Annotated in this window: 18 protein-coding genes and 1 pseudogene; 9 read left to right on the forward strand and 10 right to left on the reverse strand. The window is 48.0% G+C overall.

The annotated features are described in order from the left end of the window. From ABYP73_RS02820 to ABYP73_RS02845, 6 genes are all read left to right on the forward strand, one after another. Nucleotides 1-630, forward strand: a 630-nt coding sequence (locus ABYP73_RS02820; RefSeq protein ID WP_372973384.1) for a hypothetical protein, incomplete at its 5' end; no start/stop codon positions are given. Between the two features lie 12 nt (nt 631-642). Continuing rightward, entirely contained in the window at nt 643-1,914 is a 1,272-nt protein-coding gene (locus tag ABYP73_RS02825) for a cytosine permease (protein WP_372973385.1), read from the forward strand. A 16-nt stretch (nt 1,915-1,930) separates the two neighbouring features. After that, nucleotides 1,931-3,145, forward strand: a complete 1,215-nt coding sequence (locus ABYP73_RS02830) for a proline dehydrogenase family protein (RefSeq protein ID WP_372973386.1) — start codon at nt 1,931-1,933, stop codon at nt 3,143-3,145. A gap of 321 nt (nt 3,146-3,466) precedes the next feature. Then, a complete protein-coding gene (locus ABYP73_RS02835; protein ID WP_372973387.1) occupies nt 3,467-3,763 on the forward strand; it encodes a hypothetical protein in 297 nt (98 codons plus the stop codon). 86 nt (nt 3,764-3,849) lie between these two features. Further along, the gene (locus ABYP73_RS02840; RefSeq protein WP_372973388.1) at nt 3,850-6,252 is read left to right on the forward strand and encodes a TonB-dependent receptor; all 2,403 of its coding nucleotides are present in this window, start codon (nt 3,850-3,852) and stop codon (nt 6,250-6,252) included. 27 nt (nt 6,253-6,279) lie between these two features. Next, the gene (locus ABYP73_RS02845; protein WP_372946007.1) at nt 6,280-6,834 is read left to right on the forward strand and encodes a type 1 periplasmic binding fold superfamily protein; all 555 of its coding nucleotides are present in this window, start codon (nt 6,280-6,282) and stop codon (nt 6,832-6,834) included. Nucleotides 6,835-7,003: 169 nt separating this feature from the next. Here the strand turns inward: ABYP73_RS02845 and ABYP73_RS02850 are convergent, their stop codons facing one another. Beyond that, the gene (locus ABYP73_RS02850; protein ID WP_372946006.1) at nt 7,004-7,987 is read right to left on the reverse strand and encodes a YpdA family putative bacillithiol disulfide reductase; all 984 of its coding nucleotides are present in this window, start codon (nt 7,985-7,987) and stop codon (nt 7,004-7,006) included. 157 nt (nt 7,988-8,144) lie between these two features. Here ABYP73_RS02850 and ABYP73_RS02855 point away from each other — a divergent pair, with 157 nt between their 5' ends. Further along, nucleotides 8,145-8,570, forward strand: a complete 426-nt coding sequence (locus ABYP73_RS02855; RefSeq protein WP_372973389.1) for a CBS domain-containing protein — start codon at nt 8,145-8,147, stop codon at nt 8,568-8,570. On the opposite strand, the gene rpe is transcribed toward ABYP73_RS02855, so the two are convergent. The 5 genes from rpe to rpsO all read right to left on the reverse strand — a co-directional run bounded on the left by rpe (nt 8,567) and on the right by rpsO (nt 14,160). Continuing rightward, complete coding sequence (gene rpe, locus ABYP73_RS02860) at nt 8,567-9,229, reverse strand: ribulose-phosphate 3-epimerase (protein ID WP_372946511.1); 663 nt, start codon at nt 9,227-9,229, stop codon at nt 8,567-8,569. The genes ABYP73_RS02855 and rpe overlap by 4 nt on opposite strands. A 44-nt stretch (nt 9,230-9,273) precedes the next feature. Next, nucleotides 9,274-10,248: a hypothetical protein gene (locus tag ABYP73_RS02865; protein WP_372973390.1), complete on the reverse strand. Its 975-nt coding sequence runs from the start codon at nt 10,246-10,248 to the stop codon at nt 9,274-9,276. A gap of 207 nt (nt 10,249-10,455) precedes the next feature. Beyond that, nucleotides 10,456-11,319: an RNA polymerase sigma factor RpoD/SigA gene (locus ABYP73_RS02870; RefSeq protein ID WP_163691380.1), complete on the reverse strand. Its 864-nt coding sequence runs from the start codon at nt 11,317-11,319 to the stop codon at nt 10,456-10,458. 165 nt (nt 11,320-11,484) lie between these two features. After that, nucleotides 11,485-13,707 (reverse strand): polyribonucleotide nucleotidyltransferase, encoded by a 2,223-nt coding sequence (locus ABYP73_RS02875; protein ID WP_372973391.1) that lies wholly within the window; start codon nt 13,705-13,707, stop codon nt 11,485-11,487. A gap of 183 nt (nt 13,708-13,890) precedes the next feature. Beyond that, nucleotides 13,891-14,160 carry a 30S ribosomal protein S15 gene (rpsO, locus tag ABYP73_RS02880; RefSeq protein ID WP_372973392.1) on the reverse strand — a complete coding sequence of 90 codons (270 nt, stop codon included), beginning with the start codon at nt 14,158-14,160 and terminating at the stop codon, nt 13,891-13,893. 166 nt (nt 14,161-14,326) lie between these two features. Here rpsO and ABYP73_RS02885 point away from each other — a divergent pair, with 166 nt between their 5' ends. Further along, complete coding sequence (locus ABYP73_RS02885; protein WP_372945984.1) at nt 14,327-15,187, forward strand: hypothetical protein; 861 nt, start codon at nt 14,327-14,329, stop codon at nt 15,185-15,187. 39 nt (nt 15,188-15,226) lie between these two features. Here the strand turns inward: ABYP73_RS02885 and accD are convergent, their stop codons facing one another. From accD to ABYP73_RS02900, 3 genes are read right to left on the reverse strand one after another with little or no spacing between them, the layout of a single operon-like run. Further along, entirely contained in the window at nt 15,227-16,087 is an 861-nt protein-coding gene (gene accD, locus ABYP73_RS02890; protein ID WP_372945983.1) for an acetyl-CoA carboxylase, carboxyltransferase subunit beta, read from the reverse strand. Nucleotides 16,088-16,117: 30 nt separating this feature from the next. Beyond that, nucleotides 16,118-17,185, reverse strand: a complete 1,068-nt coding sequence (gene fbaA / locus ABYP73_RS02895) for a class II fructose-bisphosphate aldolase (RefSeq protein ID WP_372973393.1) — start codon at nt 17,183-17,185, stop codon at nt 16,118-16,120. A 59-nt stretch (nt 17,186-17,244) separates the two neighbouring features. Then, complete coding sequence (locus tag ABYP73_RS02900) at nt 17,245-19,827, reverse strand: BamA/TamA family outer membrane protein (protein WP_372973394.1); 2,583 nt, start codon at nt 19,825-19,827, stop codon at nt 17,245-17,247. 24 nt (nt 19,828-19,851) lie between these two features. On the opposite strand from ABYP73_RS02900, the gene ABYP73_RS02905 reads away from it, so the two are divergent. Further along, nucleotides 19,852-20,583: a TrmH family RNA methyltransferase gene (locus tag ABYP73_RS02905; RefSeq protein ID WP_372973395.1), complete on the forward strand. Its 732-nt coding sequence runs from the start codon at nt 19,852-19,854 to the stop codon at nt 20,581-20,583. A 1-nt stretch (nt 20,584) separates the two neighbouring features. Here ABYP73_RS02905 and ABYP73_RS02910 read toward each other — a convergent pair. After that, nucleotides 20,585-20,784 (reverse strand): annotated as a pseudogene (locus ABYP73_RS02910) (PorT family protein); the annotation flags it as partial.

Consider the following 20,784-nt stretch of genomic DNA (forward strand, 5'->3'; position numbering starts at 1 on the left):
CTCAGTTTGATATTTGTTTTGCCCAAATCGGTTTCCAGATCACTTGGCAAACAATTCGAATTACTTTCCCTGATTTTTCTGAGGAATGCGTTTAAGGAATTCAGTCATTTAGATGATTTCTCGAAATGGGAATCGACAAGGGATACGGTAATGGCCATGCTCGTATATTCTTTTGGAGCACTTTCCATTTTTGTCATGATGGGTTTGACCCAGAAACTGAACAGACAGATCCAACTATCTGAAAGGTATGTCAATCAAACACAATTTGTGCGTATCAAAAAGGTGTTGGCCTTGCTCCTTTTGTTCTCCTTTGTCTTTATAGTGATAAAAGATTTTATTGCTTTTGTGCAAACGGGCATATACCTCCATTCGTTCCACAGCTTTTATACCGTATTGATTTTTACGGATATCACCATAGTATTGGTGGCCCTACGGTATACGATAAATTACTATAGGGTTTTCCGTTATTCGGCTTTTGTTCTGGCTACTATCCTGATCAGGATAACACTAACCTTGGAAAAAAATTACGATGTAATGTTGGGAGTGACCACAGCATTGTTTGTATTGCTACTCGCCCTGGCATTCAATCACATTCAGAAGAATCTGACAGTAAAAGAATTAAAAACATAATCTGGTTTAATCATGAAAGACAACGTAAAATCCGGGAATCAATCGGCTTTGGCCCCTGTGCCTGTTTCAGATCGTCAACCCTGGTATATTCCGGCCATTATTTTCGGGGGTCTGGAGTTCTGTATTCCTGTGCTAATGGTAGGAGGTATCCTGGTTGGAAACTTCTCCTTATGGGAAATGATAGGAATTTTGATTTTGGGGCTTTGTCTATTCCAGTGGATCGGTAATGCGGTCCAGGGCTATATAGGGGCAAAGACTGGCTTGACATCATCTGCCCTTGCCTCACTGAGTTTCGGAAAAGAACAGTCCAGGGTAATTGTAGGCCTGGTCATATTAATCCTAACCTTGGGTTGGTGGGCAATACAGACCACGGTTGCTTCAGATGCCTTGTGTTCCTTACTGGGAATCGACAAAACCGAAAGTTTGATCATGTATATAGGGGTTACGGTTGTGGTTGGATTGTTGTTTGCGGTACCTTCCATATTAGGGTATTCATCCATTAAATGGGTTGACTATATCGCAATGCCGGCAGGACTTTTGTTGGTCCTGGCAGCTATTTATTTGTCTGTCAGCAATTTTGGATGGGACACCCTCGTTTCATGGCAGCCTGAAGGAAGTATGGGCTTTATCGAAGCCATTAACCTGGTCATCAGTATCAATGTTGCCCAATGGCTCATAGCACCAGACTATACCCGTTTTGCCAGGCCGGTCTGGAAGGATAATATTCTTATTCCACTGGGTATCATTTTAGTTGGATTTCCATTGTTTCTCGTAGGTGGGATCATGTCTATCGGGACGGGTAATGCGGACATCGTCCAGGTGATGCAAAATTTGGGCTTTCCGGCATGGGGCTTCGTAGTGCTCTGGATAGCCACATGGACAAGTCAACTGGTCAGCAATTATACGGGTGGTTTGGTACTCTGCAATATGCTCAATGTCAACAGTGATTCCTCCCGCAAGAAACTTACCTTACTATTCGCCCTGGTGGGCATCATACTGGCCTTGCTGGGCATTATGGATCAGTTTGTCAATTTTCTCTATTTGACAGCCCTGGTCATTCCGGTGATCGCGGGTATTATAATGGCCCATTACTTCTTATTAGGCAACAGAGCACTTACCGGGAATGATTTATGGAACTGGAGGGCCACTATAAGCCTGTTGATAGGGATTCTGTCCGGATACCTCACTCAATATGTTTTTCCTTTCGGAATTCCTGCTGTTCAATCTCTCTTGATATCCGGGGCCATTTATTGGTTGTTCAATAAGCTAGTTCCTCAACGGTAAATTTAATTTATTGCTTATGCAGACATTGTTTGAAAATACAGAGAAGGCCTTTTCCCTGAAAACAGATAGCCAACTAAAACGCGCCCATTTATTGTTCAGGATGATAGCCAACAGGCCCTTGGTAAGCCTTGGAACTGCTATCACAAATTTCGCAATCAAGGGGAATTTGCCCGTAGAACGGCTCATCAGGTCAACCGTATTTGACCATTTTTGCGGGGGCATTCACGAGCAGGATTGTATGCCCATCATTGAACGTATGCATGAAAAGGGGGTCAATGCGATATTGGACTATTCCGTCGAAGGGAAGGAGACCGAAATTCAGTTCGACCTTGCAAAAGATAAGGTTTTGCAAGTACTCGACTTTGCCAGGGAAAATAGGGCTGTACCTTTTGCTGTATTTAAACCCACGGCCTTCGGCAGGACATTGCTATATCAAAAGGTTTCTGCCAACCAATGTTTGGACAGGGATGAACAAAGCGAATGGGAACGTATAGAGAATAGGTTCAATGAAGTGTGTAAGAGAGCATGTGAATTGGATGTAGGACTCCTTATCGATGCAGAAGAGAGTTGGTTGCAGGATGCAGCCGATAATCTGGTCGTTAAAATGATGTCTGTCTACAACAAAGAGCAGGCTGTAGTATTTAACACAGCCCAGATGTACCGATGGGATAGATTGGACTATCTTAAAGGATTAGCAGAGCAGGCTCGTAGTGAAAATTTCAAGGTAGGCATCAAACTGGTGAGAGGTGCCTATATGGAAAAGGAGTCTGAGCGGGCACATCAGCTTGGATACAGGAATCCTATATGTGAATCAAAAGAGGCAACGGACATCAATTTCAATGCGGGTGTGGATTTTATGATGCATCATTTGGAAATATTTTCAATATTCCTTGGTACCCACAATGAAAAGAGCACCTATAAGCTTATTGAGATGATGGATAAGATGAACATCGCTCACAACGATCCCAGAATTTGGTTTGGCCAGCTTTACGGCATGAGCGATAATATCAGCTATAATCTGGCGGAGGCCCAATTTTTAGTGGCCAAATATCTTCCTTATGGACCTGTAAGAGATGTTATGCCCTATCTAATCCGCAGGGCTGAAGAGAACACCTCCGTATCAGGCCAAACCACAAGAGAATTGTTTCTGATCAGAAAGGAAATTCAACGTCGGAAGCAAGTGGTTGTTCGGGACAAGGGGCGGGCCAGAGCCGGAATAATACCCTGCTGAAAATCCATATACGAAGGTGAATGATGAGGTTAAATAATATAACCTCTAAAATTCACGATGTCCAAAGGAGCTCAGTTAGAAGATGGCCGAACCCGTCAAAACAGTCGATCTTCAGATCCGGGGCGTACGCCTCCTCCCCAGGAATAAGATAACCGTTCTCCCTGCAAATTCATGGCAATCATCAAAATACTGGATGTATTTCCCTGAATATCAAGTGGAAATTCTGTTCTGTGATGATGGCTGATTCCTTATGACCACTGAAAATTAGCACTTCATTAACAGATAAAAGCGTTTCATTATCTATTTTTGAGCTCGATGCATGTGAAAAGATTTACATCGTTAATCGCCCTATTGCTGCTTGGTATCTTTCTGGGTATCAAAGCCCTGGATTACCACCCCCTGACGCATGCACAGGATGATGATCGGGTGAAATGTGAACTTTGCACCTTTTCGCTTTTAAATGAATCGACCTCCTTTGATCAGGTAACTATCTCCACAAGCATACCCGTTTTATGGAGCGGACCTCGCGGCGACATTTCCCAGGCCCTTGTTTCCATCCCCGAGAAAGACAGGGTAAATCCCACCCTATTTGGCAGACCCCCTCCTGCTATTGGATGATCTAGGGAAACATTTCGCAGAAATTACGGTTTCCTAACCTTTTTCACGAGGGAATAAATCTCATCCTAATCCATCACTGATTCTTCATGTATCTAAGATACTTCATAGCGCTTTGCGCACTATTCACTCTCTCTCTGGTCAACAGCCAGGAGTGTGCCAATTCCCTGAGTGGAAAGGTTATGGATTTCCATGATAAAACCCCCTTAGCCGGAGCCACACTTTATATTGCCAAACTTGAGACCTACGCCTATACGGACCTGAACGGAATGTATTCTTTTGAAAATCTGTGTGCCGGAATCTATGAGATCGAGGTCATGCACCCGGAATGCCGCACCCTTATTTTCCCTGTGAAAATCCCGGAAACAAAAAAAGAGGACTTTCTGCTGGAACACCACCTGGAAGAACTGGATGAGGTGAGGGTCATTGGCAGCATTTATTCTAACAAAACGAACTCGGGACTGGAGAATCGGCTGTCCGAGGAGGTGCTTTTGGAAAACAGCGGTAGCAGCCTTGGAGACGCCATCAAAGGATTAAAGGGCGTTTCCAGCCTCAATACCGGGTCGACGATCGTTAAACCTGCCATACATGGCCTGAACGGTAGCAGGGTACTGGTCCTTAATGACGGAGTGAGGATGCAGGACATGGAATGGGGAGATGAGCACGCCCCCAATGTGGATGTAAATGCAGCCGGATCTGTGACGGTCATAAAAGGAGCTTCAGCTCTCCAATACGGGGGAGATGCCATAGGTGGGGTCATTTTAATGGAACAGGCCTACCTGCCGACTCAAGATACACTTTATGGGAAAACGGTACTCAATGGCTTTTCAAACGGAAGGGGAGGAAATATCTCCACGGATCTGACCAAAGTTTTTCAGGACGATTGGTTCATCCGGCTTCAGGGATCCTTCAAACGACTGGGCGATCAGGAGTCACCGGATTATATCCTTTCCAATACAGGGATCTCCGAAACAGCCTCTTCCCTAGAGTTCGGAAAACGAACATTGAACTGGGGGCTTCAGGGAAGGTATTCTTTTTACGATGCCGAGATCGCCATTTTAAGGGCTTCTCATATCGGGAACATAGACGACCTGATCCGCAGCATTAACAGCGGAGAGCCCCAGATAATAAGGCCGTTTACCTACGATCTTCAGAATCCCAGACAGGACGTAAGGCACCACCTGGCCAAGATCTCAGCCTACAAAAGATTCAAGGGCCTGGGCAAATGGAGCGCCCAGTACGATTTCCAGCAGAACCGCAGGAAGGAGTACGATGTCAGGAGAGGGGAACTGAACGACCGGGCCTCACTCGACCTTGAGCTTACCACTCACTCGGTCAGCACCGATTTTAAGGGGGATGCAGCAGAAAAATTCGACTGGCACACCGGACTTGTAGGTCGATACCAGGAAAATTTTCCAAATCCGGCAACCGGTGTCAGGAGATTGATCCCGGACTACAAAAGATGGGAATTGGGTGCCTTTGTTACCGGGGAATATAACCTGACAGCAAATTGGAGTCTGGATGCAGGATTCAGGTATGATTTCTCCAGGATTGATGCACTGAAATATTACCAGACCTCAAGGTGGGAGGAAAGGGGATATGAAAATGAATTCTCCGATATCGTACTAGAAGAGGTCGGTTCTCAACTCCTGACCAATCCGGTTTTCTCCTTCCGGAATTTCTCAGGAACAACGGGGATCCTTTATGCAAAGGACAACTCAACCTTTCTGAGATTCAATTATTCCCTTGCCCAGAGAGCACCCAATCCTTCCGAGCTTTTCAGTGATGGACTGCACCATTCGGCTGCTAGGATAGAGCTGGGGGATCTGAGGATCAAAAGCGAAACTTCTCATAAACTTTCAGCGTCCTTAGAAAGACGCTTGAAAAATTGGGGCTTTACCCTTGAACCTTATGCCAATTTCCTTACTGATTTCATCCTCCTTGAACCCACAGGATTGGAATTTACCATCAGGGGTGCATTCCCGGTCTGGAGCTACCGGCAGACAAATGCCCGATTGTTAGGACTGGACGCCTCCGCTTACGTGAACTGGCATCCGAACTGGAGGACAGAGCATCAGATGTCATTGGTGAAGGGACGTGATATGTCCCAGAACCAGGCATTGATCAATATTCCCCCGGTCAGTTTCAGGAACCAGGTCGATTTTATTAAAAAGGAATGGCATGACCTTGAGGTATCTCTTATCAGTGACCTGGTACTCAGGCAAAACGAAGTTCCGCCCAATATCGTGGTATTCTCCCCGGAACAACAGCAAGATGTTTTGCTGGAGATCAATACACCCCCTCCGGCCTATCACCTGGTGGGATTGAGCTCCTCTGTGGATTTCTCTCTCGGAACCTCCAGCAGGCTGACCACCTCCGTCATTGTGAATAACCTGCTGAACACAACTTTCAGGGATTACCTGAACCGGCAGCGTTTTTTCGCCGATGGCTTAGGAAGAAATATTCAACTTCAAATTATTGTTCATTATTAATTTTTATTCTTAAACGTTTAATCAGCTATGAAAACTTTAAAATCATGTATCCTGTTTTCTTTTGGTATGTTGACCTTTACCTCCTGCTCTGACGATGAGCCGGCCCCGGAACCGATCAACGAAGAAGAGATCATCACCACCTTTACCGCTACCCTTGTTCCCCAGGGTGGAGGTACAACCATTACCTTGCAGTCGAGGGATTTGGATGGCGATGGTCCCAACCCTCCGGAGGTCACCGTATCGGGTGATTTACAGGAAAACGCTATTTACAATGGAACTATCGTCCTTCTGAATGAAACAGAAACCCCTGCAGAGGATATCACTGCAGAAGTGGAGGAAGAAGACGAGGAGCACCAGTTCTTCTATACCGTAGGAAGTTCACTGAACGCGAATGTGGAATATGCGAATTTTGACGGGAACGGGAATCCCCTGGGAACGGCATTTACTTTGACCACGACGACCGCCAGCAGTGGGACCCTCGCTTTTACACTCAGACACGAACCCCTGAAACCCAACTCGGGGCTGGCTGATGCCGGTGGGGAGACCGACCTGGCAGTGACCTTCAGCGTAACTATTCAGTAGTCTTCTTCAGGAAATAGAATTCCGTTTCAAAGGAATGAAGGATCCCTCCCGGGAAACAGGTCGAAAGGGCCTTAGTACCCCGGGAGGGATCTTATTTTTTAAAGATGATCAAGGGTAGCCTTTCAAGTGGGGAACTCTTGAAATGAAAAGATGAAGGCCAGGATCACATCTATCCAGCGGGAACCGGGCGTTCCCTGATCATATGGTCCATGATGACCTTAGCGTGCACACGGGAGTTCTCGATAAACCATTTATGGGTTTCCATCCCCCCGCAGATCACCCCGGCCAGGTATAGTCCGGGCACGTTGGTCTCCATGGTTTCCGGATTGTAGTCCGGCAGCCTCTTCTCGTCATTGGACAAATGGATCCCCATGGACTCCAGGAATTCGAAATTGGGCATATAACCGGTCAGGGCCAGGACAAAATCGTTCTCTATACGTTCCTCTCCTTCCGGAGTGTTCAGTACGATCTCCTTCTGGTGAATTTCAGAGACCGTCGTGTTGAAATAGGCCTTGATACTGCCTTCCTCAATACGGTTAATGATATCGGGCCTGACCCAGTACTTCACGCGTTGTCCGACCTCAGGGCCACGGATGATCATGGTCACATCGGCGCCTTTACGCCAGCATTCCAGGGCGGCATCCACAGCCGAATTACTGGCCCCGATCACGGCCAGTTTCTGACTGGCATAGAAATGAGGATCCTTGTAGTAGTGGGATACCTTGGGGAGCTCCTCTCCGGGTACATTCAGTTTGTTGGGCAGGTCGTAGAATCCCGTGGAAATGATCACATTCTTTGCCTCGTAGGTTGTTTTTTCCGATTCGATCCTGAACACTTCTCCTTTTTTCACCACCGAATGGACCTTCTCAAAGAGCTGAATCTTCAGTTTGTTCGATGTCACGATCCTCCGATAGTACTCCAGGGCTTCATTCCTTTTTGGTTTGGCTTCCTTACTGATAAAAGGAATCTCATCGATCTCCAGCTTTTCCGAGGAGGAAAAGAATTGCATGTTTACGGGATAGTTAAAAAGGGAATTGACGATGGGCCCCTTCTCTATGATCAGGTACCGAAGTTTTTTCTTCTGTGCCTCCAGGCCACATGCGATCCCTATCGGACCTCCTCCCACGATGATGACGTCAAATACCTGCTTCATGAATTCCCTTTTTTTTATGGTTCATTCTGTGGGCACAAAATTAACAAACATCCTCCAGAAACCCTGAGGGAGGCATCAGATGGCAAACCTGACAATTATCATGATTTATTGGAGTTTAGAATCGGATATTTAGGATATCAAATAAAAAGATTCCATCATGACCCTTTCCATAGATATACCCATTTCCACGATCATGACCAAGAATATCATCTCTGTGGATATTAAAGACGGCCTGGACAAGGCAGAACACCTGTTCAAAAAGCACAACATACGTCATATGCCGGTTACCAGTAAGAAAAAGATCGTGGGTATGCTGAGCATGAATGACCTTCTCAGGCTGAGTTTTGCAGATGGTGCGTTTGTGGAAGAGGGGAATGTCCGATCGGAAATTTACGAGATGTTCAGCATCAACCAATTGATGGTTCGCACCCCTGAAACGATCAGTTCCACCAACACGGTAAGGGACGCAACAGACCTGCTGGTGAAACGCAAATACCATTCCTTACCAGTGGTCGATGACGGGGAAGTAGTTGGGATGGTAACCACCACAGATCTGCTGAAATACTATCTTTCCATGTTTTAAGAGATCACAGCAGATGCCAGTTCGGCGATAACCCCTTTCGGATCTTTCGATTTGAAGACGGAGCTGCCGGCAACCAGGACATCGGCACCAGCGTCTATGAGTTTAGCGGCATTGTCCGGGCCTACTCCTCCATCTACTTCGATCAGAACGGAAGCTTCCTGCTCCCGTATCATCTCTTTGAGTTCGCGAATCTTGTCATAAGTCCCCGGGATAAAAGACTGACCTCCGAATCCGGGATTGACACTCATTACCAGGACCAGGTCCAGGTCTTTCAAAATATTCTTCAACAGGGTAACATCGGTATGGGGGTTAAGGGCGACACCTGCCTTCATCCCGGCTGCCTTTATCGCCTGTACGGTACGGTGGAGATGGGGACAAACCTCGTAGTGTACGGTCAGAAGGTAAACCCCGAGGTCGGCAAAGGCCTGAATGTACCGGTCCGGATCCACGATCATCAGGTGGGCATCCAGGGGTTTTGTGGCGTGTTTGGCAATCGCCTTGACCACCGGCATCCCGTAGGAGATATTAGGGACGAACAGTCCGTCCATGATGTCGAGGTGATGCCAGGCGGCATCGCTTTCATTGACCATTTCAACGTCTCTCTGCAAATTTCCAAAGTCTGCAGCAAGGAGGGAAGGAGCAATTTTTACGTGATTCATGGGGTCAGCTGTATTTGGTATCTGTAAAAGTAAACAAACCCTGGCTATTCCTTGATTACGGGATCCGCTTTTCTCTGTAAGTCGATAAGGTCACTTTCGGCAGCGATGTAACCGAAGGAAGTCCAGTTATCTCCTTCCACGATCGCAGACATAAGGTCAACCCCTTTATCAAGGGTCAGGCTATCCGGATTCGTAAAATACCAGTTGGCCAGGCCATAGGCCACTGCATCTGAAGCTGCAGAGGGCTTTCCCTCAGGGATCAGGATCTCTTCTGTGATCGCCCCTTTATAAAAAAGACACAGGTTGTGGTAGCTGTTATTCTCAATGACCTCAAGCTCCGGAGTGATTGGTCTTAAAAGACTATCTGCCAAGATGTAGTTACCCAACCGCCTTTGGATCATATAGAGCCAATGAGTGCTTGAGACCAGGTTATCCGGATTCGTCCCGCTTTCGCGGCAATGGATATAAGCACTGTATGCATTTGGGTAATCTCCCTTAAGGTAATAAGCAAGCCCGAGATGGTACCAGATATTACCGTGTAGTGTGCTTACCGGGATATTCATGGCATTCGGTATCCCGTCGGGTTCAATGGTATTCTCCGTTCCCCTGATAAGTTCACTGGCCCGTTGCAGGTCGGCTATGGCCTTGTCAAATTCCCGGATCGAAATGTACCTATGCCCTCTGTGTCGGAAAAGGCGGGCGTCCTCCGGAAACCTTCGGATGCCTTGGGAATAGATAGCAATGGCATCCTCATAGTACCCCAGATACGCTGTGCGTCGCCCAAACCAGATAAGAGCCTCCACATCTGAACTATCTTTCTTGTAAACTTCCCTGGCTTCCAGATATTGCTGCAGGGCCTTGCCGCTGGCTTTTTCCCTGGAATAGACCTTGCCCAAAGGAGTAGTGAATGGGCCGGGGACTTCCGGGTGCTCACTGTCCTGGCAGGCGTTGAATCCAAGGGTCATAATGAACGACAGGATCAGATAGAAGAGGGGTGATATTTTGTGGAGAAATGGCAAGTGGTCAGATTTTATGCTCCTTGGTTTCATACTTAGTGCTCTTATTTGAGTAGGGGTCAAATGAAAAACTCCGGTAATCAGCCGGAGTTTATTCATCAATCAAAAAACGAACAGTCATGATACACTGTTGTTATTGTTAAAAATAAGCCAAAATCTCCAAAGTTCCAATTCTAAGGAGTGTCTTTGAGCGAATTTTATCCCGGGATTTTATCCCAGGTACGTCTTCAGGATCTTGCTTCTAGAGGTGTGTTTTAACCTTCGGATGGCCTTTTCCTTGATCTGACGTACGCGCTCGCGGGTCAGGTCGAAGGTTTCGCCTATTTCCTCCAGGGTCATGGAGTGTTGTCCGGCAAGTCCGAAATAGAGCCTGATCACATCGGCCTCCCTTGGGGTCAGTGTCTCCAGTGCCCTTTCGATCTCGGTTCTCAGGGATTCGTGCAGAAGGTCCTTGTCAGGATTGGGGGATTCCCCGCTGCGAAGTACGTCGTACAGGTTAGAATCCTCCCCGTCAATCAGCGGGGCATCCATGGATACGTGCCTTCCGGAATTCTTAAGAGACTGCTTCACATCTTCCACGGTCATATCGAGTTCCTTGGCGATCTCCTCAGCAGAAGGCACCCTTTCGTGAGCCTGCTCGAGAAATGCAAAGGTCTTGTTGATCTTGTTGATGGAGCCGATCTTGTTCAGGGGCAGGCGCACGATACGCGATTGCTCTGCCAGGGCCTGAAGGATGGATTGCCTGATCCACCAAACGGCATAGGAAATGAATTTGAAACCACGGGTCTCGTCAAATCGCTGGGCGGCTTTGATCAGGCCCAGGTTTCCTTCATTGATCAAATCAGGGAGGGTAAGACCCTGGTTTTGATATTGTTTAGCCACAGAAACCACGAATCTCAGGTTGGCTTTGGTCAACTTTTCAAGGGCCGACTGGTCACCGGCTTTGATACGCTGTGCCAGTTCTACCTCTTCGTCGGCAGTGATCAAGTCTACCTTACCAATTTCCTGAAGGTATTTGTCCAGTGACGCCGTTTCCCGGTTGGTCACCTGCTTTGTAATCTTTAACTGTCTCATCTATTAGGTTCCTTTCTATTTAGGTTATAGTGCATGGACTGCATATATTAATACGTATAAAAATGAGGAATGTTACAAGTGAGCAGGGAAATTTTGATTAAAATGTTAAAAAAAACAAAAAACCCCGACAAAATGCCGGGGTTTTGATGTTTATCAGGAAAAAAATCAATCCCTGCTCTGTTTTTGAGGTCTTCTCTGACCACTGCGGTCTTTGCGATCTCCGCGGTTATTCCTGTCATTCCTAGGAGGCCTTTCCCTGTATCCTTCTGGTTTGGGCAAAAGCGCTTTTCGGGAAACCTTGTCCTTCTTGGTCCTTGGGTCGATCCCAATATACTTCACGTCGAACACATCACCCATGTTTACAACATCGGTAACTTTGTCCGTGCGTTCCCAGGCCAGCTCGGATACGTGAAGCAGTACTTCATTCCCCGGGGCTTCCATATATTCGACTACGGCACCGAAATCGAGGATCTTGATGACCTTTACTTCGTATATACTTCCCACTTCAGGTTTGAACGTAATGGAATCGATCTTGGCCAATACGGCATCGATTCCAGCCTGGTCTGTTCCCAGGATCTCTACGATTCCTTCTTCGGTCACCGGATCTTCGTTGATAACGATGGTGGTCTTGGTCGCTTTCTGCAGTTCCTGTATCACCTTTCCTCCCGGACCGATAAGCGCTCCGATATATTCGTTTGGAATAACGGTAGTGACCATTTTCGGGGCGTGAGGTTTCACGTCGGGCCTTGGTGCCTCAATGGTATCTGTGAGTTTCTTAAGGATATGCAACCTGCCGTCCCTGGCCTGTTTCAGGGCCTTGACAAGGATCTCATAAGAGAGGCCTTTGACCTTGATATCCATCTGGCAGGCCGTAATCCCGTCTGCGGTACCGGTTACTTTGAAGTCCATATCCCCCAGGTGATCCTCATCCCCAAGGATGTCGGACAACACGGCGTACTTTCCGGTCTCTGCCTCAGAGATCAACCCCATGGCGATCCCGGATACGGGCTTCTTTAACTGTACTCCGGCGTCCATAAGAGCCATGGTTCCGGAACATACGGTAGCCATGGATGAGGAGCCGTTGCTTTCCAGGACCTCGGAGACCACGCGAACTGTATAGGGGCAATCCTGAGGGATCATCCTTTTAAGGGCCCGCTGTGCGAGGTTTCCGTGCCCTACTTCCCTTCTGGAGGTACCTCTGATAGGCCTCGCTTCCCCTGTGGAGAAAGGGGGGAAGTTGTAGTGCAGGTAGAAAGTTTCCTCTCCTTCATAGGAGGGCATATCGATCTGGTTCGCCTCTCTAGACGTCCCCAGGGTAACCGTGGCTAAAGCCTGTGTTTCCCCACGGGTGAAGATGGCAGAACCATGGGTAGACGGCAGGTAATCCACCTCACACCAGATCGGTCTGATCTCATCGGTCTTACGCCCGTCGAGCCTCAGGCCTTCATTCAGGGTAAGGTCCCTGACAGCGGCTTTTTCAGCCTTGTAGTAATACTTGCTGATCAGGTCGCCTTTTTCTTCCAGTTCTTCTTCTGTAAAGGAGGCTTTGATCTCTTCCTTGATCTCTTCAAAGGCTTTGCTTCGTTCCTGTTTGGCCGAACCTGCCTTAGCTACCGAGTAGACCTTATCATAGGCCATTTCGCGGATCTTCTTTTCAAGAGCCTCGTCTTCGGCCTCTGTTTCGTATTCTCTTACTTCCTTTCTTCCGAAGGCTTCGGCCAGCCTCATCTGGGCAGCGCACTGCTCCTTGATGGCCTCATGGGCGAATTTAATGGCTTCCACCATATCCTCTTCCGAGATCTCACCCATTTCACCTTCCACCATCATGACAGAATCTGCGGAAGCTCCGATCACCATATCGATGTCGGATTCTTCGAGTTGAGCCCTGGTTGGGTTGATGATCAGTTCCCCGTTCACCCGGCCAACCCGTACTTCTGAGATGGCACATTCGAAAGGAAAATCTGAAAGCTGGATGGCAGCAGAAGCGGCCAGTCCGGCCATGGCATCCGGCATCACATTCTCGTCGTGAGACATCAACTGGATCATCACCTGGGTCTCCGCATGGTAATCCTTGGGGAAGAGGGGTCTCAGAACCCGGTCTACCAATCGCATGGTGAGGATCTCACCATCGCTGGGCCTGGCCTCACGTTTAAAAAATCCTCCGGGGTAGCGGCCTGAGGCTGCAAATTTCTCCCGGTAGTCAACGGTAAGCGGCAGAAAGTCGACATCCGACGCTTTGTAATTCGATACTACAGTACACAGGAGCATACAATTGCCCGACTGGACAACCACAGAACCGTGTGCCTGTTTTGCTAGTTTTCCGGTTTCGATAGAGATAGTTCTACCGTCACCAAGGTCAATGACCTCTTTAAAAGTCTTAGGAATCATAAATTTTAATTAATCCTGCAATAGGTACAGGAGTGTTAAACAATGGTCTGCCGCCCTCATGGCCGGCCGAAGTTGTGTTGTTGTGTTGTGACCAATGAAAAACTAAAGAGTAAGCTTTTTAATGTTGCCCCCAATGGGGGGACTTGGCAATGAAAAATGGGGAAGAATGCCTTCCCCATTTTTTTATTTTCTGATATTCAGGTCTTTGATAAGTTCCCTGTATTTTTCAATGTCCTTTCTTTTCAGGTAGTCGAGAAGACTCCTCCTTTTACCTACAAGTTTCACCAGGGATCTTTCTGTGTTGAAATCCTTCTGGTTGATTTTCAGGTGACCTGTAAGGTGGTTGATCCTGTGGGTGAACAGAGCGATCTGGGCTTCTGTTGAACCCGTATTGTTTTCGTCTCCCCCGTACTTCTTGAAGATGTCCTTCTTCACTTCTGCAGTTAAATACATGCCAATATTGTATTAAATGATTTTTATGTATTTGATTGATTTTCAATCGAGGTGCAAAGATAGAAATAATTTCGCAACGGGGAGTGTCGAAGTTATTTTTTTATCAGGTCGTTAAACCTTTCTTAAAGAATCCTGTCTTAGGAGGGTAATCTTTAAAAACTACATTATGAAAAAGAGTCTCAAAACACTGAACTATGCCGGAGGTATGCTTTTGGCCGCTGCCTTGCTGTTTTCCTGTAACAAGGAAGAATCCTCACCCGTTGCGGAAACGGAGAACTTCGAGGTCGCCGAACTCAAGGTGAGTGACGAATCAGAACTTATTTCCGAGGAGATCATGAACATAGCCGAGGATGTCTATATGGCAGACGAAGCTCAGGCGATGGCCAAGTTTTCTTACAATTCCGATTTTCTTCCGGATTGTGTGACCATCACTACGGTGATCACCTCCACGAGTAAAGAACGCACCATCGATTTTGGAGAGGGATGCGAATTGCCGAACGGGAATGTCCTCAGTGGGATCATCTTCCTGAGTTATTCCAAGGATATGGAATTGGCTACTAATACCCTCAGCCTGTCCCTTGAGAATTTTACATTCAACGGCGTGGCCATAGAAGGAGCAGCATCCATCCTGAGGATGCGTGCCAATGAGAACGGCAATCCGCAGTCTGATGCCGATGCCAGTTTCTCGGCAACCTGGCCTAACGGGGAAACCGCAAGTTTTACGGGTGAACGCACGCGTGAATGGATCGAGGGATACGGAAGCGGATTCTGGGGGGATAATGTGTACCTGATCAGCGGGAAGGGAACATTCATCGGACCTATGGGTAATGTCTTCGTCAAGGAAACTGTGACCCCACTCAGGAGGGAACTGGCCTGCCGATTTATTGTCAGCGGAGTTCTGAATTTATCCAGGAATGACGCAACAGCCAGTCTGGATTTTGGGGACGGCAGCTGTGATGCGAAAGGAATTCTCACGCGACCTGACGGTACCACTGAGGAGATCTTCCTCCGGAGATTCAAGAACTAAAGCACCCTAAAGAAACAGCCCTGATTCCCAGGGCTGTTTTTATTTTCGGATCGGTTCGTTCTGTATGAGGTCCAGGTAGAGGTTGACCTTTTGTTTGAGCTCGCTCCTGTGTACGATAAAATCAAGGAAACCGTGCTCCTTCACGAATTCAGCGGTCTGGAAATCCTTGGGCAGATCCTTTCCGGTTGCCTCCTTGACCACCCTCGGGCCCGCAAAGCCGATCAGGGCCCCGGGTTCGGATATGTTGATATCGCCCAGCATGGCATAGGATGCTGTGGTACCCCCCGTGGTGGGATCCGTACATAGGGAGATATAGGGGATCTTCGCTTCCGCCAGTTGAGCCAGTTTCGCCGAGGTCTTAGCCAGTTGCATAAGAGAAAGTGCCGCCTCCATCATGCGTGCCCCACCCGACTTAGAGATCATTAAAAACGGGACCTTATTCTTGATGGAATAATCTATGGCCCTTGCGATCTTTTCACCGACCACACTTCCCATGGATCCTCCGATGAAACTGAAATCCATGCAGGCCACTACCAGGTCCTTACCCATGGATTTCCCGATGGCCGTGCGCACTGCATCCTTGAGTCCGGTTTTTTTCTGGGCCGATTTGAGTCGGTCTACATATTTCTTCGTGTCCTCGAACCTAAGGGGGTCCTTGGAACTGAGTTTGGCATCGAGTTCGGTGAATTTGTTATCGTCAAACAGAATCTCAAAATATTCCTTACTGCCGATCCTTACGTGGTAGTCGTCTTCCGGACTCACGTAAAAGTTCTTGGCAAGTTCTTCGTACTCTACGATCTTTCCCGTAGGCGATTTGTACCAGAGACCCTTTGGGGTGTCCTTTTTCTGTTCTGTTGCGGTTTGTATCCCTTTTTCCTTTCGTTTAAACCAAGCCGTCATAGTCTCATCATTTAAAGTGGGAGAAATTGCCTAAAGCGTATTCACATTGTTAAGGTCTTCAAATGCCTTTTTAAGCCTGGCCACAAAGGTTTTTTCGGCTTCGCGCATCCAGACCCTTGGGTCGTAGAATTTTTTGTTGGGCTGATCCTCCCCTTCGGGATTCCCGATCTGGGATTGAAGGTATGGCCCTTTGGCCTTAAAGTACTCCCTGATCCCTTCCATGAAGGCGTATTGAAGATCGGTATCGATGTTCATCTTGATCACCCCGTAGCCGATCGCTTCGCGTATCTCCTCCAGGGTAGAGCCCGATCCGCCGTGGAAGACAAAATCGATATGGTTGTGCCCCACATTGAACTTTTTGGAAATATACTCCTGGGAATTCTTCAGGATCTTGGGTGTCAGTTTTACGTTACCGGGCTTATAGACCCCGTGTACGTTACCAAAAGCGGCTGCCACGGTAAACCTGTGGCTTACCTTGCTGAGTTCCTCATAGGCGTAGGCAACCTCTTCGGGTTGGGTGTATAATTTTGAATCGTCTACATCGGTATTATCCACCCCGTCTTCTTCTCCTCCGGTGATCCCCAGTTCAATCTCCAGGGTCATGTCCATTTTGCTCATCCTTTCCAGGTACTCTTTGCAGATCTCGATGTTCTCTTCGATCGGTTCTTCAGAAAGGTCGATCATATGCGAACTGAAGAGGGATTTGCCGGTGGCCTTAAAATGTTCCTCACTCGCATCGAGAAGGCCGTCGATCCAGGGGAGTAATTTCTTCGCACAGTGGTCCGTGTGCAGAATGACTGTTGCCCCGTAGGCCTCAGCCAGTTCGTGAATGTGCTTTGCTCCTGCGATAGCTCCCTTGACGGCCGCCTGCTGTCCTTCATTGGCCAGACCTTTTCCCGCATTGAATTGCGCTCCCCCGTTGGAGAACTGTATGATGACAGGGGATTTGAGGGAAGCGGCCGTTTCTAGAACGGCATTGATCGTGTTGGAACCGGTGACATTCACGGCGGGTAACGCAAAGCCTTTTTCCTTGGCGTAGGCAAAAATCTTTTGCACTTCGTCTCCCGTTGCGACACCTGGTTTGATATTGTGAGCCATGTTTTTCTCTTTAAATAATTGGTATTAATACTCGGGCAAAAGTAATAAAATAATTAGGTCTAGAAGGGATAATTGATCCCTATTTGTATGACGGCATTGCTGAAGTTGTACTCCCTGAACCATCTTCTCGAGGGCTCCTCTGCCGGGTTGTAAGTTTTAAATCCGGCGTCAACCCTGAAGACAAAATAGGTAAAATCATACCTAAGTCCAAAACCGGTACCCAGGGCAATATCTGCCAGGGACCCGAATCCGCTAAAGGTCTTGTCCGGATCGTCCACATTGTCCCAAACGTTCCAGATATTACCTGCGTCGGCGAAGAGGGCACCTTTGAAGTTTCCGACAACCGGGAAGCGGTATTCCAGGTTAAAGGCCAGTTTCAGGTTGGCCTCGTTAAAGTCATTGATGTCACTCGACCTGCCCGGACCCAGGGAATAGGGGAACCAGGCCCTGTTGTCGTTAGACCCTCCTGCGAAGTAACTCCTGACAAAAGGAACGCTTTCAGAATTGCCATAGGGCACGGCAACACCAAAAAAACTGCGGAAGGCCAGGACATTAGATCTGCTGAGGTCCCAGTGCTTGATAAAATCGAACTCCGTCTTCACATACTGGGAATAGGGGACACCAAAAACCAGGAGGTTGTCGTTGTCGTTCTGGTTGAAGGGCACGATATAGGACAAAGCGGAAAGAAGGTTGCCGGCGCTTTCCAATTTCAGGCGGAGCTGGTAAAAACTATTGTCGTTGATACCGCTCTTGTTATTCCTGGTGAATGTATAGTTACTGGAAAAGATCAGGTTGTTCTCTGTGAGTCGGTCCCGCCTTTCTTCAATCCGGCTCACGTCCACGAAATCTTCCCTTGCCGTGCTGACAGTGCCGTCCAGAACTGCCTGGGTAAAGCCGGTGGTGCCTTCCGGGATGATAAGTCGGGGGTCATCAGGGTCGTCCGTGGGTTCAAAAAATGCAGCCAGGGCAGGATTGTCTTCATAATTGTCCGCAATGTCATCTAATTGCCTGTAACTGCTGCCGTAGACGTTAAAGAAACGGTCTGGATTCACATTGCGTACGTAAAGGATGTTGAGCAGTTCGAGGGTATTTTTCCGGAAGATGTCCGGCGTCCACGTATAGCCCAGGATGCTGTTCAGGGTCTGTTTGTCGAGACCGATATTCTTCTGGAAGCTCGTCCCGGCAGAAATTCGCGTCTGTGGGAGCATATAATAAGGTATTATCTTTTCCGTGGGCAGGGGGAACCACATCCGGGGAAAGGTAAGGTTGATATCGGCCCCAACCTCCGAGAAGAAATCCTCCGGGAGGGACGCATCGCTGAGAAGGCCAAAAGTCCCTCGCGCAGACAAGCTCAGGGTCTCGGCCCCTCCGAAAACGTTCCTCGTGATAAGGGAGGTGCTGAACCCTATACCCAGTCGCTGTATGTTGGAATGGGTGACATCCAGGTTGAGGCCCAGGGAATACTTGGCCCGGGCCGTGAGGAAGATATTGGAGACCAATTTGGTCTGAGTGCTGTCTTCCAGGATCTGTATGTTAGGGTACTTAAACGTGTTGAGGTTGGTGATCTGCCGATAGGTCCGTATCCTGTCCAGATCCCTGTACAGACTGTCCTTTTCAAAGAAGATGGCATCGGTAAGGGCTTTGGGTTTATACCTTAGCCTGTCTTTGAAATAGATGGTGTAATTTTTGTATTCGGTCGACTGCATAGTGCTCGGGTCATCACCGAATTCGTAATCCGCAAAAATATTGATCCTGTCGAAGGAAAAGACCTTGTATTCCGCAGTGGTGATGGCGGTATCACCTCTTTTACGCAGATTTTCAATGTTGAGCTCCACGGTCATCTGCTGATCGTCCCTGACTTCGGAAGTGTCCCTTAGGATGTTGTAAGTAATGGAACTCTCCTGGAAATTATAAACACCAGAATTTCTGAAAAGCTCGGTGAGGCGTTCCCTCTCATTGTTGAAATCGGCAAAGTCGAACTGCTTTCCCTCCCGTATCAGAGATCGGTCGCTATGGGAAGTATAGATGGAATCAATGGCCGGGGAGGCGATGGTGTGCGTGAGGGAGTCTATAAAATAGGGTTTGCCCAGGGTGATGAGATAGTCTATGCCCGCCCGCTGTTTTCTCTTCTCCTCCTTGATCTCGAAGGTGGTGGTATTGTTGAAATACCCTTTGCTGTCGTAATAGGTCTTGAGTCGTTGCGAGGTTTTTCTCGAACGGGAAGTGTCGATGATCACGGGCGCTTCCCCTATTTTTTTAAGCCATTCGCTGTATCCTTTTACGAGGAAAGATTCTCCGAGGGCATCCACTTGTTTCTGAGAAAGCAGCCTGGCCAGGCGCTCTTCCCTTTCCGGTTTGCGGTTCAGCCAGGCCTGGAAGGTGGAGTCCGGGTCTTTCTTGGCGAGATTGTAGAGGTTCAGTCTGAGGGGATATCCCAGGACACGGGTGTTGGGTTCCTGTACGATGAGGCTTCTGGCGTCCTCATCCAATACCTTTTCCCCGTCCGTATAAATGGCATTTTTGGTTAGTAACAGCTCATTTTCCCCTACCCGCTTTAAAGTATTACAGGATGAAAGCCACGCGAAAAGCAGGAAGATACCTATTTTAGCACCGCAGCCTTTAAAAGGAAAGGAGGTATTCATAGGAACCAAAAATACATTATTTGGATGGTTGGGAAAAGTCAAATAAAGTATATCAGGAGCCTGCAACTAAAAAAGCACAGAAAGGCCACGGGCCTCTTTGTGGCCGAGGGAGTAAAGCTGGTGAATGAACTGCTGGAGGAGGGATATGAACCCAGGTTTCTCTATACGACTACCCCGGAAGTACTCCCGCCAAATCCCCCAACTTTTGAGGTCGTAAAAGAAGCAGATCTTATCAGGATGAGCGGACTCAAATCGCCTAACAAGGTGCTGGCCGTTTTTCCCATCCCGCAGACACAGGTCATACAAGAGGAGGGATGGATGCTGGCACTGGACGGGGTGAAGGATCCGGGTAACCTGGGCACCATCATTCGATTATGCGATTGGTTCGGCTTCTCCCAGTTGATCTGCTCGGAGGAAACGGTGGATTGCTACAACCCTAAAGTGCTGCAGGCGACCATGGGGTCGATCGCCAGGGTGAAAGTAGTGTACGTCGCCCTGCCTGAATTCCTGTCAGCCTCCGGAAAACCGGTTTTTGGTGCCTATATGGACGGAGAAGATGTGCAGAATACTCAATGGCCGGAGGCTGGTATTCTCGTTATGGGAAATGAAGCACACGGGATATCCGAAGAAGCAGGGAGGCATATCGGGAGCAAAGTAAGTGTGCCTCAATTCGGAAAGGCCTCAGCCGAAAGCCTGAATGTGGCCACTGCTACTGCTATCCTGTTGCACGAGCTCAGGAGGGACCCCTCCAACTGATCTATTCGAAGGTGAAATTGACAAAAACGCCTCTTGTGCGAAGGGCCTCTATATTTCCTGTCCATGGGCTGGACGCATCGTTATCGGGAATCAGTTCATCCGTGATGGCGAACACACCCCTGATGGAAGGGGAAAATTTGAAGTATTCCGTATAGAAATCGATCCCGAAACCGAGTTCGTAATTGAAAACCTGTTTTTTCA

Source organism: Muriicola sp., from assembly GCF_041567615.1.
Taxonomy (GTDB): Bacteria; Bacteroidota; Bacteroidia; order Flavobacteriales; family Flavobacteriaceae; genus Muriicola.

Coding starts and splice junctions, on each gene's coding strand:
- ABYP73_RS02900 (WP_372973394.1), bottom strand. CDS start 19,827: ATGAATACCTCCTTTCCTTTTAAAGGCTGCGGTGCTAAAATAGGTATC.
- fbaA (WP_372973393.1), bottom strand. CDS start 17,185: ATGGCTCACAATATCAAACCAGGTGTCGCAACGGGAGACGAAGTGCAA.
- ABYP73_RS02830 (WP_372973386.1), top strand. CDS start 1,931: ATGCAGACATTGTTTGAAAATACAGAGAAGGCCTTTTCCCTGAAAACA.
- ABYP73_RS02875 (WP_372973391.1), bottom strand. CDS start 13,707: ATGATTCCTAAGACTTTTAAAGAGGTCATTGACCTTGGTGACGGTAGA.
- ABYP73_RS02885 (WP_372945984.1), top strand. CDS start 14,327: ATGAAAAAGAGTCTCAAAACACTGAACTATGCCGGAGGTATGCTTTTG.
- ABYP73_RS02825 (WP_372973385.1), top strand. CDS start 643: ATGAAAGACAACGTAAAATCCGGGAATCAATCGGCTTTGGCCCCTGTG.
- ABYP73_RS02870 (WP_163691380.1), bottom strand. CDS start 11,319: ATGAGACAGTTAAAGATTACAAAGCAGGTGACCAACCGGGAAACGGCG.
- ABYP73_RS02905 (WP_372973395.1), top strand. CDS start 19,852: ATGGTTGGGAAAAGTCAAATAAAGTATATCAGGAGCCTGCAACTAAAA.
- ABYP73_RS02855 (WP_372973389.1), top strand. CDS start 8,145: ATGACCCTTTCCATAGATATACCCATTTCCACGATCATGACCAAGAAT.
- ABYP73_RS02845 (WP_372946007.1), top strand. CDS start 6,280: ATGAAAACTTTAAAATCATGTATCCTGTTTTCTTTTGGTATGTTGACC.
- rpe (WP_372946511.1), bottom strand. CDS start 9,229: ATGAATCACGTAAAAATTGCTCCTTCCCTCCTTGCTGCAGACTTTGGA.
- rpsO (WP_372973392.1), bottom strand. CDS start 14,160: ATGTATTTAACTGCAGAAGTGAAGAAGGACATCTTCAAGAAGTACGGG.
- ABYP73_RS02840 (WP_372973388.1), top strand. CDS start 3,850: ATGTATCTAAGATACTTCATAGCGCTTTGCGCACTATTCACTCTCTCT.
- ABYP73_RS02850 (WP_372946006.1), bottom strand. CDS start 7,987: ATGAAGCAGGTATTTGACGTCATCATCGTGGGAGGAGGTCCGATAGGG.
- accD (WP_372945983.1), bottom strand. CDS start 16,087: ATGACGGCTTGGTTTAAACGAAAGGAAAAAGGGATACAAACCGCAACA.